The sequence below is a fragment of the Parvibaculum sp. genome, from assembly GCF_030694575.1.
In the GTDB taxonomy this organism is placed as follows: Bacteria; Pseudomonadota; Alphaproteobacteria; order Parvibaculales; family Parvibaculaceae; genus Parvibaculum.
On the sequence record NZ_JAUYUS010000014.1, the window covers coordinates 20,838 to 34,550 of the forward strand.

The window sequence follows — 13,713 nt, forward strand, 5'->3', positions numbered from 1 at the left end:
GTTCTTCACTCGTCGGACTCCATGTTTTCGAATGCGGCCTCGGGATCGGGCGGAAGCAGGCCTTCGCCTTCCGGCAGGACGAGCCCCGGTTCGCGCACATCGACGATCTCCGCGCCGGGAAAAGCGGCGAGCGCTGCCTTTACCAGCGGATCGGCGCGGGCATTTTCCTTCGCCGCCTCTTCTCGCGTTTGCGCTTGCTCACGCAAGGTGGGCGTTGCAGGTGCCGGCCCGCGAGCGATCGAAACGAACCAGCGCGTGCCTGTGGCCTTCGAGAGCGTGTCGGAGAGTTCGCTGACGATCGTGCTCTGCGTGCCTTCGAGAAGGCTGATTTCGATGCGGCCCGGCTCGAAGCTCACGAGACGTACGCCCGCCTCCAGCGCATGCTTCAGGCGGATATCACGTTGTTTCGAGACGAGTGCAACGACGTCTTCGAAGTTCCTGACGATGGCCGCCGTCGCCACCGCGGCGGCAGGCGTGCTTTCGGCCGGACGGAAGTCCGTGGCGATCGTGGAGACCGAGCGCAATTGCGCGCGGGGCCCGTCGGAGGAAGGCGCCGCGGACTGCGCGGTTGAGCGTGCGGGGGCAGCACCGCCGCCCTTCAACTGTTCGAGGAGTTCTTCGGGGCCCGGACCGTCCGCGACATAAGCGAGGCGTACCAGCACCATTTCCGCCGCCGCGATAGGCCGCGCGGCGCCCTGCACCTCGGTCAGCCCCTTCAAAAGCATCTGCCAGACCCGCGAAAGAACGCGGATGGGAAGCCGTTCCGCCATGTCGCGGCCGCGTGTGCGCTCGGTTTCCGACATGGCGACGTCGTCGCTCGCCCCCTCGACAAGCTTCAGGCGCGTCAGCCAGTGCGTCAGTTCGGCGAGATCGGAGAGGACGACTGCGGGGTCGGCACCGACATCGTATTGCGCGCGAAGTTCCGTCAACGCGCCGCCGATATCGCCCTTCATCAGAAGATCGAAGAGGTCGAACACCCGCGCGCGGTCGGCGAGGCCGAGCATGTCGCGGACATCGCTTTCGAGGACGCCGTTCTCGCCATGCGAAATGGCGCGGTCGAGAAGCGACAGGGCGTCGCGCGCCGAGCCATCGGCCGCGCGGGCGACCAGCCGCAACGCCGCATCTTCCGCCTCGACATGTTCCTTCGTCGCGACGCTGCCGAGCAGACCCGTCAACTCGTCCACCGACAGGCGTCGGAGATCGAAGCGTTGGCAGCGCGAGAGAACCGTTACCGGCACTTTCCGGATTTCGGTGGTCGCGAATATAAACTTCACGTGTGCGGGCGGCTCTTCAAGCGTCTTCAGCAGGCCGTTGAAGGCCTGCTTCGAGAGCATGTGCACTTCGTCAATGATGTAGACCTTGTAGCGCGCCGAGACCGGCAGGTAGCGCACGCTGTCGATGATTTCGCGGATGTCGTCGATACCGGTGCGCGAGGCTGCGTCCATCTCCATTACGTCGACATGGCGCGATTCCATGATCGCTTCGCAATGAACGCCGAGACCGTCCATGTGGATGGTGGGGCCGCTACCGTCGCCCTTGGTGGCGCCGGGCTTCTCGTAATTCAACGCGCGGGCAAGGATGCGGGCCGTCGTCGTCTTGCCGACGCCGCGCACGCCGGTGAGCATGAAGGCATGAGCGACGCGGTCCGCGTCGAACGCGTTCGAAAGCGTTCGCACCATCGCTTCCTGGCCGACCAGATCCGCGAAGACGGTGGGGCGGTATTTGCGGGCGAGAACCTGATAGCCGGAGGATACCGCGCGGGTGGGCGCAGGCGGTACGTCGCCGAGATTGAAACCGGGTTCCGTCGCGGGATCCGGTCGGTGGGGCGCATCCTCTTCGGTGGCGAGATTTTCCACGCTGTCATTCATGGAAATCGCGCGCTCCTTCTGTGGCTTGCAGGCGGGAAAAGGGTGGGAGACCGGACAACGACCCGAGCGAAACTCGTTACGGCTGCTTCCTTCCGGATCTGACCGGGTTGGCGAGGGACTCGTCCGCCGCCAGCCTCCCGAGGAGGACTATATCAGGGGAAAGGGCGGCCGATGCAAGGCTTGGAGCGCCGATTCGGCCACCTTCTAACGGAGATTGAGCGGGCTCCCGCGCTGTGCCAGTCTGCGCCACCCCGATATTCAATAACATAAGCCGGACACACCGATGCCCCTGCCCGAAAATCCCAATATTTTCGCCAACAATCCGCTCGACCGCGCAAGCTACCGCCGCACCGACCAGGCATGGCTTGCAGAGCAGCTCGCGGCGCCGACAAGCCTTTTCGTACCGTTCCGGCGTCAGCCGAAGCGCGATTGGGAGCCGTTCGTGCTGCCGGAGGCCGCTCCTTCCGAAGGCAAGGATATCGGCTGGCTGCCCGGGTCGCTGATGCCCCAGCTCGCGGGCGAGGGCATCGTCGTCTTCCTCGGCATCAACAAACGCGGCAAGGCGCTCTTCGCGGCGGATGTGAGCGGGCTGAAAGACGCGGAGAATCACCCGGCGCTGAAAGGCATCGGTTCCTTCGAAGATTTGCGTGGCCTCGCCATGGCCGGCGAAATCACGCCGACCGAACTCGCGATCATGGCGCAGGCGAAGTCGATGATCGACTGGCACAGCCGCCACGGCTTCTGCTCGGTCTGCGGCACGAAGAGCGAGATGGCGGAAGCCGGCTACAAGCGCCAGTGCCCCTCCTGCAAGGCAGAGCATTTCCCGCGCACCGACCCTGTGGTCATCATGCTCGCCACCTACAACGACAAATGTTTCCTCGGCCGTCAGAAGATCTGGCCCAAAGGCATGCATTCGGCGCTGGCCGGGTTTGTCGAGCCGGGCGAATCGATCGAGGAAGCCGTCGCGCGCGAGCTTCACGAAGAAGCAGGCCTGAGCGTCGGCGCCGTCAGCTATCACTCGACGCAGCCCTGGCCTTATCCCTCATCCCTGATGATCGGCTGCCACGCCGTTGCCGATTCGGAAGATTTCACCATCGACGGCATCGAGCTTTCGGAAGGGCGCTGGTTCACGCGGGCCGAAGCGCAGGCGATCCTCGCCGGGAAGGGCGACGGTACGGCGTGGTTCCCTCCGCCCTTCGCGATCGCGCATCAGCTCATCAAGGCGTTCGCGGAAGGGAAGGTTTAGGGGAATTCCATTTCCTTCGTCGTTACCGCCCGGCTTGTCCGCGCCACGACGAACTTGAAAATGATGGAAAATCACTCCCCTGGCGCGATGGCCGCGCGGTAGGGATGCGCCTTGTAGACGCCGAGGATACGCAGTTCGCTCGTGAAGAATTCAAGCTCTTCCAGCGCAAGGCGGACATGGCGGGAGGCCGGGTGGCCTTCGATGTCGGCATAGAACTGGCTTGCGTTGAAGGTACCTTCAAGCTGATAGCTTTCGAGTTTCGTCATGTTGACGCCATTGGTGGCGAAGCCGCCCAGCGCCTTGTAGAGCGCGGCGGGTACGTTCCGTACACGGAAGATGAAGCTCGTGATGACAGGCTCGTCTTCCGGTTCGGCGTCGTTCGGCTCCTTCGCCATGATGAGGAAGCGCGTCGTGTTGTGCTCGGCGTCCTCGACATTGGCGCGCAGCACATCGAGCCCATAAATCTCGGCGGCAAGCGAGGAGGCGAGCGCGGCGCGCGTAGGATCGCCCGCATCGGCGATCTGGCGGGCGGCGCCTGCGGTATCCGCGGCGACGACGGCCTTCAGGCCCAGATCACGGATCACGCGGCGGCACTGGCCGAGCGCATGGACATGGCTGTGGACTGATTTCAGGTCTTCGAGCTTCGCACCCTTGAGGCCCAGAAGCTGATGACGCACGCGCAGAAAATGCTCGCCGACAATATAAAGTCCCGCGCCGGGAATGAGGTGATGCACGTCGGCGACGCGACCCGCGAGCGAGTTTTCCACCGCAATCATGCCGAGCCGCGCGCGGCCTTCATTCACCGCGGCGAAGACATCCTCGAACGTGTCGCAAGGAAGGCTGACCATGTCCGGGCAGGCTTCATGCACCGCGATATGCGAATTCGCGCCTGGCTCGCCCTGAAAGGCAATGGTGTTCTCGGCAAGGGCTTCGGGGGCGGCGTCTTTCGTCATCAGACGGATCTCCGGGACAGCGCCGCTCGGGCTTTTTCGAGGTCGGCGGGAGTATCGACACCGAGCGGAACGGTGTCAACGAGCGCCACCTCAATCACCATACCCGCTTCCAGCGCTCGCAGCTGTTCGAGCTTCTCGCGCATTTCCAGCGGCGACGGCGGCAGCGCGACGAACCGGGCCAGCGCCTCACGACGATAGCCGTAGAGGCCGATGTGATGATAAAGCGGCCCGGCCCCCCAGGGCGCAGTCGCGCGGGTAAAATAGAGCGCGCGGGCAAGCCGCGTTTCACCAAAAGAGACGACGGCCTTCACGACGTTGGGGTTGGCGCGCTCTTCCTCGATGACGATTTCGGCGGCAAGCGTTGAAATGTCGGCACCCGGACGAATGAGTGCATCGTAGGCGGTGCGGATGAGTGCCGGATCGAGAGTCGGAAGGTCACCCTGCACATTCAGGATGACCTTGTGATGACCTTCAGGGTCAAGCTCGCAGACGGCTTGCCAGACACGGTCGGAACCGGAAGGAAGATCGGGGTCCGTCAAAACGGCCTCCCCACCTGCCGCACGGACGGCGTCGGCAACTTCGGCCTCGGCGGCGGCAACGACGACCCGCCCGAGTTCCGCCTCCATCGCACGGCGCCAGACCTGCACGATCATCGGCTCGCCGCAAATATCGGCAAGCGGTTTTCCCGGCAGGCGGGTGGACGCCATGCGGGCGGGAATCACCACCAACGGGTGTCCGGCGAGATCCTTGGCCGCAGGGCGGGTTAAATTTGCCATCGAGCCTCTCTCCACATGTCCCAACCCGGCTCCGGCGACGGCAGAGGCCGGTGCGGCGGATCGCCGCAACCCGATTCTTCCCATGCGGGGCCTAGACGTGCATTACGCAACGCTTCGTCCGCGCGGGGCATTTTCCTTGATACACGCGGATTTGGCGCACTTATACGGCTTGCGGCACGGCGGCGGAAGCGGCTAATCTCCGCGCCAATTCACAGGGGGCCTTGTCGAAGGCGGAACGCACATTCGTGCGGTGCTTTCAATTCGCACCCCCGCCGATCTCGCAACCGAACCGGGCGGAGCAGGAGCCGATGGACTCTTTCGAATTCAACAAGTTTGCAGGTGCGGTGCTTGCCTCCGTCCTTTTCATTCTTGGCGTGTCCATCCTCAGCGATACGCTTTATGAGCCGAAGGAGGCGAATCCTCAGGCTTACGCCGTTGCGGCGCTGGAAGAAGGCGAAGGCAGCGGCCAGACGACGGCTGCCGCAGAGGAGGTCCCGCTCGCGACCCTTCTCGCCAACGCCGATATCGGTCGCGGCGAGAAGGCCAGCAAAAAGTGCACGGCCTGCCACACATTCGAGGAAGGCGGGCCCGCACGCATCGGTCCGAACCTTTATCATGTGGTGGGCGGACCGCATGCCCATATGCCCGGATTCGCCTATTCCGCAGCCATGCAGGCCAAAAGCGGCGAGACCTGGAGCTTTGAGGAACTCGATCACTTCATCGCGGACCCGCGCGGCTATCTGCCCGGCACGGCGATGAGCTTCGCCGGCATCAAAAAGCCGCAGGAGCGCGCCGATCTCCTCGTTTACCTGAACTCGCTGGGTTCCGACCTGCCGCTTCCCGAAGCCCCGGCTCCCGAAGCCGCGACCGAGAACGGCCAAAACGGCGCTACGCCGGCTGAGGAAGCCCCTGTCGAAGAAGACGCGACGCCCGTCGAAGAAACCTCGACGCCCGAGCACAACTAAAACAGCCCTCTGAACCAGCTTCGAACGCGCCCGGTGAAAACCGGGCGCGTTTTCATTTGCGCGGAAGACATGCCGGATGACTTTGTTTTAACGGGCATATCCGGCTAAAAAGGATCAAAGTAAGAGGAAATGAGGGGGCGCGGCACGGCGGCCCGATATGTCCGGCGTCCCGCGCCGGGCAAGAGGGAGAGAGAGTGTGCGTGGGTTCATGACCAAGCCGGTCCTGGCCGGGGCGGCCATCGCTATCCTGGTGGTGGCGGCGATTTATTTTTCCACCACGAATGGGGAGCCGGAAGGTGCCGCGAGGACCGACGCGTCACCGGCCACGACATCTTCGCCGGCTGACCCTGGCTCTGCGCGCGGCGGCAGCGCAGCGGCGGACCTTTCGAGCCGCCCGAACGAGGTTGTTGCTCCTGCGGCGGCGGCCGACGACTTCAACCCCGAAATTCCACGCCATGGCTCTTCGCTCTTCGGCGATCTGAAATATGGGCCGGACTTCAAGCACTTCGACTATGTGAACCCGGACGCGCCGACAGGCGGACTGGTGCGCTACGGCGCATTCGGCAGCTTCGACAGCCTTAACGGCTTCATCGTGAAGGGGAAGACGGCAGCCGGCCTCGGGATGATCTACGATACGCTCATGGTTTCCAGCATGGATGAACCGGCCTCCGAATATGGCCTCATCGCGGAAAGTGTGCGTCACCCGAAGGACTATTCCTCCGTCACCTACAAGCTGCGGCCGCAAGCACGCTGGCACGACGGGGAGAAGATCACCCCCGATGATGTAATCTGGACGTTCGAACAACTGAAGAAGAACCATCCATTTTTTAATGCCTATTACGCCAATGTGGTGAAGGCGGAGAAGACCGCCGAGCATGAGGTTACCTTCACGTTCAACCAGACCGGCAACCGGGAGCTACCGCAGATCGTCGGGCAATTGCCGGTGCTGCCGAAGCACTACTGGACAGGCAAGAATGCGAAGGGGACGAACCGCAATTTCTCCGAAACGACACTCGAACCACCGCTCGGTAGCGGGCCCTACAGGATCGCCAATGTTTCACCCGGGCGCTCCATCACCTATGAACGCGTGGCGGACTACTGGGGCCGGAACTTGCCGGTGAATGTAGGCGCCAATAATTTTGGCTCCATGCGCTACGAATATTATCGCGACGGCACGGTGGCACTGGAAGCGCTGAAGGGCGACCGTGTCGATTTCCGGGTCGAGAACAGTGCCAAGAACTGGGCCACCGAATACGACATTCCGCCCGTGCGGCGCGGCAACCTGAAAAAAGAACAGGTGCCTTCGCTCAACCCCCAAGGCATGCAGGCCTTCATCTTCAACATCCGCCGCGACAAGTTCAAGGATCCGCGGGTGCGTGAAGCCTTTAACTGGGCGTTCGATTTCGAATGGATGAACAAGAATCTGTTCTATGGCCAGTACACGCGGACGAATAGCTACTTCGCAAATTCCGAACTCGCGGCAAGAGGTCTGCCCGAGGGGCAGGAGCTCGATATGCTCCGGAAGTTCGAGGCCGATCTTCCGCCGGAAATTTTTACCGCTCCCTATCGCAACCCGGCGACTGACGGCAGCGGCAACAATCGCGCCAACCTGCGCCGAGCGGCAGCCTTGCTGGCGGAGGCGGGCTGGAGCGTGCAGGACGGCAAGCTAGCCGACGCAGCGGGGCTGCCGATGAATGTCGAATTCCTGCTCGACGACCCAACCTTCGAACGCGTGGTCGCACCCTACCGGCAGGCGCTCCACAAGCTCGGCATTCAATCGAGCATCCGCACCGTCGATACGTCGCAATACCAGAACCGTACCGACAATCGCGACTTCGACATCATCGTGGAATCATTTCCCCAATCGCTCTCTCCGGGCAACGAACAGCGCGAATTCTGGGGCTGCGAGGCGGCGGAGGCGCCAGGCAGCCGTAACGCCATCGGCATTTGCGATCCGATCGTCGAAAAGCTGATCGACCGCGTGATTTACGCGGCGAGCCGCGAAGAACTCGTTGCGGCATCGAGGGCTCTCGACCGGGTGCTTCTCGCCGGACACTATGTAGTGCCGCAATGGTATTCGGCGAATACGCGCGTCGCCTATTGGTCGCGGTTGAAGCATCCCGAACGCATGCCGCCCTATTCAATCGGGTTTCCAACTATCTGGTGGATCGACAGCTCCGCCCCCGCGCCACAACCGAAGGCGGACGAACCGCAATGAAGGGGCTACCCTTTGTCTCGCGGCGGCAGATGCTCGCGCTGGCCGGCGGTGCGGCGGCAGCCGCATGGTTGCCGTTTTCCGCGGCGCGCGCAGCGACAACGAAGCGGCAGCACGGCATGTCGATATTCGGCGAGCTCAAATACGGGCCGGACTTCAAACATTTCAACTATGTGAATCCGGACGCTCCCAAGGGTGGCGCCTTTTCGCAGATCGGGCCGAAGACTGCCTACAACGCCTCGTTCCACACATTCGATACCTTGAATGGCTACATCCTCAAAGGTAATGCCCCTCAAGGGCTCAACCATATTTTTGATACGTTGATGATGCGGGCCTTCGATGAGCCGGACGCAGTTTACGGACTGCTCGCCGAAAGCGCAGAGGCATCGGCGGATGGCAATGTCTTCACGTTTTATCTCCGCGACGGCGCCAGGTTCCACGATGGCACGTCACTTACGGCAGAAGACGCCGCTTTCTCCTTTATGTTGCTGAAAGAGAAGGGGCATCCTCTCATTGCACAGAACCTGAAGGAAATGACGGCGGCGGAGGCACGCGATGCACTGACGCTCGACATTCGTTTCACCGGCAATCAGACGCGCGACCTGCCCCTCTTCATCGCCGGTGAATTGCCGGTGTTCTCGAAAGCGTTCTACTCCGAAAACGACTTCTCGGCCGCTTCGCTGAAAGCACCGCTCGGCAGCGGCCCCTACCGGATCGGCGACTTTCGCGCGGCTCGGTTCATTACCTATGAACGTGTAGAAGAATACTGGGGCGCAGACCTGCCTGTGAATGTCGGACAGTGGAATTTCGACCGCCTGCGTTACGAATATTTCCGTGACCGGACGGCGCAGTTCGAAGCTTTCAAGGCGGGAAATTATCTCTTCCGCGAGGAATTCACGTCGAAGACATGGGCGACGGAATATAACTTTCCCGCCGTGAAGGATGGCCGCGTGCGGCTTGCGACCCTGCCGGACAATACGCCATCCGGCGCGCAGGGTTGGTTTCTCAATACGCGACGCGAAAAATTCAAGGATCGGCGCGTGCGCGAGGCCCTTGGTCTCGCCTTCGATTTCGAATGGACGAACAAAAATCTGTTCTACGGGCTCTATAAGCGCACCGAGAGTTATTTTGAAAATTCGCCGATGAAGGCAGAGGGTGAGCCGGACCATGCAGAGCTTGCGCTGCTGGAGCCGTGGCGCGACGAATTGCCCGCAAAGGTTTTCGGGCCCGTGACGGTGCCGCCCGAGAGCGACGGGTCGGGGCAGGACCGGCGCTTGCTGCGTCGCGCCGCGGAGCTGTTCGACGAGGCCGGGTGGCGGATGTCCGACGGCGCGCGGCGGAATGAAAAGGGGGATGTTCTTTCGGTTGAATTTCTCGATGATCAACCGATGTTCGAGCGCATCGTCGCTCCGCTCGTCAAGAACCTCAAATTGCTCGGTATCGATGCGCGCATACGGCAAATCGATACGGCGCAATTCCAGGACCGGATGAACAACTACGATTTCGACGTGTCCATTCGCCGCTTTTCTCTTGGCCTCACGCCTGGCATCGAGATTCGCAGTTACTGGAGTTCCGAGTTCGCCGACGTGCCGGGAGGCCGCAACCTCTCCGGTATTTCAAGCCCCGCCGTCGATGCCCTGATCGAGACGATCATCGCCGCAGACAGCCGCGAGGAACAGATAATTGCGGCGCGCGCGCTCGATCGCGTATTGCGGGCCGGCCACTACTGGATTCCGCAGTGGCACAAGAACCTGCACCATCTCGCTTTCTGGGATGTTTTCTCGTGGCCCGAAACAAAACCCGAATATGATCGCGGCGTAGAGGCCACATGGTGGGCCAACGTGGAAAATGCCGATCACTCCGGCAGCAAGGACTGATACGCCATGTCGGCTTATATTCTCCGTCGCCTTCTTCTCATGATCCCGACCATTCTCGGCATCATGCTCGTCAGCTTCATACTGGTACAGTTCGCGCCGGGCGGTCCTATCGAGCGGATCATTGCGCAGTTGCAGGGAACGGACGTCTCCGCGACTGCGCGCATCGGCGGTTCCGGCGGCGGCGATTTCGGGGCGCAGGGGCAGATGTCCGGCGCGGACAGCGCAATCAACAGCAAGTATCGCGGCGCGCAGGGACTCGATCCGGAATTCATCAAATCGCTTGAAGTGCAGTTCGGTTTCGACAAGCCGGCGCATGAGCGCTTCGCCAAGATGATCTGGGATTATGCGCGGTTCGATTTCGGGCAGAGTTATTTCCGCGACGTGAGCGTTCTCAGTCTCGTTGTCGAAAAGATGCCGGTTTCGATCTCGCTCGGGCTCTGGACGACGCTGCTCACTTATCTCATCTCGATTCCCCTCGGAATCCGCAAGGCAATCCAGGATGGTAGCCGCTTCGATACGTGGACGAGCGGCGTCATCATTGTCGGCTATGCGGTGCCGGGGTTCCTGTTCGCCGTGTTCCTGATCGTTCTCTTCTCGGGCGGCTCTTACTGGTCGATCTTTCCCCTGCGCGGTCTCACTTCCGACAATTGGGAGAGCCTGAGCATTGCCGGCAAGGTTCTCGATTATCTCTGGCACATCATTTTGCCCGTGACGGCGTTGGTGATCGGGTCCTTCGCGACAACGACACTGCTTACCAAGAATTCCTTCCTCGACGAAATCAAGAAGCAGTATGTAATGACGGCGCGCGCGAAGGGCCTGTCCGAACGACAGGTGCTATACGGGCATGTGTTCCGCAACGCGATGCTCATCATTATCGCGGGCTTCCCCGGCGCGTTTGTCGGTGCGTTCTTTACCGGTTCACTGCTCATCGAGCAGATATTCTCGCTCGACGGATTGGGATTGCTTTCGTTCGAGTCCATCGTCAATCGCGATTACCCGGTCGTCTTCGCGACTCTCTATATATTCGGACTTCTCGGCCTCGCAATGACGCTCATAAGCGATCTCACCTATACCTGGGTCGACCCGCGCATCGATTTCGAGACGAGGGAGGTCTGAGTCATGGGGCGCTTCTCCTTCCCCTTCATTGCCATGCGCCGGCGACCGCTCAGCCCGATCAATCAGCGTCGCTGGCGCAATTTCAAGGCGAACAGGCGTGGTTACTGGAGCCTATGGATTTTCGGTATCCTCTTCGTTCTTTCGCTGTTCGCGGAATTCATCGCGAACGACAAGCCGCTTGTCGTCACCTACAAGGGCGGCATCTATTTTCCGGTTCTCGTTTCCTATCCGGAGACGGCGTTCGGCGGCGATTTCGAGACCGAGGCGGACTACCGAGATCCCTTCGTGCGAGATCTCATCCGCGACGAGGGCGGCACGATGATCTGGCCGCTCGTTGAATATTCCTACCGCACGATCAATCTGAACCTGCCGGTACCCGCCCCCGCCCCGCCCTCCGCCGAAAACTGGCTTGGCACCGACGATCAGGGGCGCGACGTGACGGCGCGCCTCATTTACGGTTTCCGTATCTCCGTTCTTTTCGGACTTGTTCTCACAGTACTTTCTTCCGTCATCGGCGTCGCAGCCGGCGCGATGCAGGGCTATTTCGGTGGCTGGACCGATCTTCTGTTCCAGCGTTTCATCGAGATATGGACGAGCATTCCGACACTTTATCTCCTCATCATCATTGCCGCCGTGATCGAGCCGAACTTCTGGATTCTGCTCGGCATCATGCTGCTCTTCTCCTGGGTATCGCTTGTCGGTGTCGTCAGAGCGGAGTTCCTGCGGGCGCGTAATTTCGAATATGTAAATGCGGCGCGTGCGATGGGGCTTTCCAATACCAAAATCATGTTCCGGCACCTGTTGCCCAACGCTATGGTCGCGACCCTTACATTCATGCCATTCATCCTCAATTCTTCAATCACGACGCTTACCTCGCTCGACTTTCTCGGCTTCGGCCTGCCGCCCGGATCGCCGTCGCTCGGCGAATTGCTGGCGCAAGGGAAATCTAACCTGCAGGCGCCGTGGCTCGGGCTCACGGGCTTTTTCTCCATCGCCGTCATGTTGAGCCTGCTGATCTTTGTCGGCGAAGCGGTGCGCGATGCATTCGATCCCAGAAAGGTGCTCCAATGAGCGCGCCTCTTGTGGACGTGAAAGACCTCTCCGTTGGCTTCCGTATGGACGGACAGGAGACGATTGCCGTCGATCGCATTTCCTTCGACATCAGGGCGGGCGAGACGGTGGCACTTGTGGGCGAATCCGGATCGGGAAAATCCGTCTCGGCGCTGTCGATCATGCAGCTTCTCTCTTACCCGCAAGCCTTTCATCCGTCGGGGAAGATTCTGTTCGCGGGACAAAATCTGATCGGTGCAGACGAGAAGACCATGCGGCGCATTCGCGGCAACAAGATAACCATGGTCTTTCAGGAACCGCTGACATCGCTCAATCCGCTGCACACGATCGAGCGGCAGGTGGGCGAGGTTTTGATCGAGCACAAGGGAATGCGCGGGCCGGCGGTGCGGGCGCGGGTGCTCGACCTGCTGCGAAAGGTAGGCATTCCGAATGCGGAAGAGCGACTAGACGCCTATCCGCACCAGCTTTCGGGGGGACAGCGCCAGCGTGTCATCATCGCGATGGCGCTCGCGAATGAACCGGACCTGCTGATCGCAGACGAACCGACGACCGCGCTCGACGTAACGGTACAGGCGCAGATACTCGAACTGCTGAAGGATCTGAAGCGTGAGATGGGAATGGCGCTGCTCCTCATCACACACGATCTCGGTATCGTGCGGAAGATGGCGGACCGCGTCTTCGTCATGACCAAAGGCGAGATCGTGGAACGGGGGGAAACCGAACGGGTTTTCACCGCTCCGACACACCCCTATACGCAGCATCTTCTGGCGTCTGAGCCAAAGGGGCGTTCGCTCGGAGCTCCGAAAGACGGACCCGTCGTCATGGAAGCCGACAATCTCAAGGTCTGGTTTCCTGTCAAGCGCGGGTTGCTCCGCCGCACGGTCGGCTACATCAAGGCGGTCGACGATGTTTCGCTCACGCTTCGCGAGGGACGGACGCTCGGTGTCGTCGGTGAATCGGGATCAGGCAAAACCACGCTCGGCCTCGCACTGATGCGGCTGCTTTCGAGCGAAGGCGAAATCCGGTTCAACGGCACTTCCATTCAGGGATTGAAGTCGAAAGAGCTCAGGCCCCGCCGCCGGGATATGCAGATCGTATTCCAGGACCCGTTCGGCTCCCTCAGTCCGCGCATGTCGGTTTCCGATATCGTGAGCGAGGGCTTGCGTATCCAGCAACCAGGCCTGCCGGCGGTGGAACGTCGCGCGCACGTATCCGAGGCACTGAACGAGGTCGGACTCGACCCGGAGATGCAGGACCGCTATCCGCATGAATTTTCCGGCGGGCAGCGGCAGCGCATCGCCATCGCCCGCGCCATGGCGCTGAAACCGCGTTTCGTGATGCTGGACGAGCCGACGAGCGCGCTCGACATGTCTGTACAAGCGCAGATTGTCGATCTTCTGCGCGAATTGCAGCGGCGCAACAACCTCGCCTATCTGTTCATCAGCCACGACCTGAAGGTGGTACGTGCGCTCGCGGATGACATCATCGTGATGCGCGGCGGCAAGATCGTTGAGGCCGGCACAAGCGACGAAGTCTTCGATCGGCCAAAAACCGACTATACGAAAGCACTGATGGCGGCAGCTTTCGATCTGACGGTCGCACCGGCAGGCGTCGTGTCGGAGTAGC

Annotated in this window: 10 protein-coding genes and 1 other RNA gene; 7 read left to right on the forward strand and 4 right to left on the reverse strand. The window is 61.3% G+C overall.

Going from position 1 to position 13,713, the window contains the following annotated elements; genetic code table 11:
• Positions 1 to 5: 5 nt before the first annotated feature.
• Both Q8S60_RS02355 and ffs read right to left on the reverse strand, forming a co-directional pair.
• A complete protein-coding gene (locus tag Q8S60_RS02355) occupies positions 6 to 1,868 on the reverse strand; it encodes a DNA polymerase III subunit gamma/tau (protein WP_305275732.1) in 1,863 nt (620 codons plus the stop codon).
• A gap of 42 nt (positions 1,869 to 1,910) precedes the next feature.
• Positions 1,911 to 2,006: signal recognition particle sRNA small type (gene ffs, locus Q8S60_RS02360), an RNA gene on the reverse strand.
• Between the two features lie 145 nt (positions 2,007 to 2,151).
• Between ffs and nudC the strand changes: the two genes are divergently transcribed.
• Entirely contained in the window at positions 2,152 to 3,114 is a 963-nt protein-coding gene (gene nudC, locus Q8S60_RS02365) for an NAD(+) diphosphatase (RefSeq protein ID WP_305275731.1), read from the forward strand.
• A gap of 71 nt (positions 3,115 to 3,185) precedes the next feature.
• On the opposite strand, the gene Q8S60_RS02370 is transcribed toward nudC, so the two are convergent.
• Both Q8S60_RS02370 and Q8S60_RS02375 read right to left on the reverse strand, forming a co-directional pair.
• Positions 3,186 to 4,067, reverse strand: coding sequence for a prephenate dehydratase (locus Q8S60_RS02370; RefSeq protein ID WP_305275730.1), 882 nt, complete (start codon positions 4,065 to 4,067; stop codon positions 3,186 to 3,188).
• Positions 4,067 to 4,843, reverse strand: coding sequence for a 3-deoxy-manno-octulosonate cytidylyltransferase (locus Q8S60_RS02375; RefSeq protein ID WP_305275729.1), 777 nt, complete (start codon positions 4,841 to 4,843; stop codon positions 4,067 to 4,069). Before Q8S60_RS02375 ends, Q8S60_RS02370 begins: the two co-directional genes overlap by 1 nt.
• A gap of 308 nt (positions 4,844 to 5,151) precedes the next feature.
• Here Q8S60_RS02375 and Q8S60_RS02380 point away from each other — a divergent pair, with 308 nt between their 5' ends.
• From Q8S60_RS02380 to Q8S60_RS02405, 6 genes are all read left to right on the forward strand, one after another.
• Positions 5,152 to 5,808 (forward strand): cytochrome c family protein, encoded by a 657-nt coding sequence (locus Q8S60_RS02380; RefSeq protein WP_305668292.1) that lies wholly within the window; start codon positions 5,152 to 5,154, stop codon positions 5,806 to 5,808.
• A gap of 208 nt (positions 5,809 to 6,016) precedes the next feature.
• Entirely contained in the window at positions 6,017 to 8,026 is a 2,010-nt protein-coding gene (locus tag Q8S60_RS02385) for an extracellular solute-binding protein (RefSeq protein ID WP_305275727.1), read from the forward strand.
• Between the two features lie 29 nt (positions 8,027 to 8,055).
• Positions 8,056 to 9,900, forward strand: a complete 1,845-nt coding sequence (locus Q8S60_RS02390) for an extracellular solute-binding protein (RefSeq protein ID WP_305325917.1) — start codon at positions 8,056 to 8,058, stop codon at positions 9,898 to 9,900.
• 6 nt (positions 9,901 to 9,906) lie between these two features.
• On the forward strand, positions 9,907 to 11,016 hold the full coding sequence (locus Q8S60_RS02395; protein WP_305275726.1) for a microcin C ABC transporter permease YejB: 1,110 nt from the start codon (positions 9,907 to 9,909) through the stop codon (positions 11,014 to 11,016).
• A 3-nt stretch (positions 11,017 to 11,019) separates the two neighbouring features.
• Complete coding sequence (locus Q8S60_RS02400) at positions 11,020 to 12,087, forward strand: ABC transporter permease (protein WP_305275725.1); 1,068 nt, start codon at positions 11,020 to 11,022, stop codon at positions 12,085 to 12,087.
• Positions 12,084 to 13,712 (forward strand): ABC transporter ATP-binding protein, encoded by a 1,629-nt coding sequence (locus tag Q8S60_RS02405; protein WP_305275724.1) that lies wholly within the window; start codon positions 12,084 to 12,086, stop codon positions 13,710 to 13,712. Before Q8S60_RS02400 ends, Q8S60_RS02405 begins: the two co-directional genes overlap by 4 nt.
• Position 13,713: the final 1 nt, after the last annotated feature.

Coding starts and splice junctions, on each gene's coding strand:
- Q8S60_RS02355 (WP_305275732.1), bottom strand. CDS start 1,868: ATGAATGACAGCGTGGAAAATCTCGCCACCGAAGAGGATGCGCCCCAC.
- nudC (WP_305275731.1), top strand. CDS start 2,152: ATGCCCCTGCCCGAAAATCCCAATATTTTCGCCAACAATCCGCTCGAC.
- Q8S60_RS02370 (WP_305275730.1), bottom strand. CDS start 4,067: ATGACGAAAGACGCCGCCCCCGAAGCCCTTGCCGAGAACACCATTGCC.
- Q8S60_RS02375 (WP_305275729.1), bottom strand. CDS start 4,843: ATGGCAAATTTAACCCGCCCTGCGGCCAAGGATCTCGCCGGACACCCG.
- Q8S60_RS02380 (WP_305668292.1), top strand. CDS start 5,152: ATGGACTCTTTCGAATTCAACAAGTTTGCAGGTGCGGTGCTTGCCTCC.
- Q8S60_RS02385 (WP_305275727.1), top strand. CDS start 6,017: ATGACCAAGCCGGTCCTGGCCGGGGCGGCCATCGCTATCCTGGTGGTG.
- Q8S60_RS02390 (WP_305325917.1), top strand. CDS start 8,056: ATGCTCGCGCTGGCCGGCGGTGCGGCGGCAGCCGCATGGTTGCCGTTT.
- Q8S60_RS02395 (WP_305275726.1), top strand. CDS start 9,907: ATGTCGGCTTATATTCTCCGTCGCCTTCTTCTCATGATCCCGACCATT.
- Q8S60_RS02400 (WP_305275725.1), top strand. CDS start 11,020: ATGGGGCGCTTCTCCTTCCCCTTCATTGCCATGCGCCGGCGACCGCTC.
- Q8S60_RS02405 (WP_305275724.1), top strand. CDS start 12,084: ATGAGCGCGCCTCTTGTGGACGTGAAAGACCTCTCCGTTGGCTTCCGT.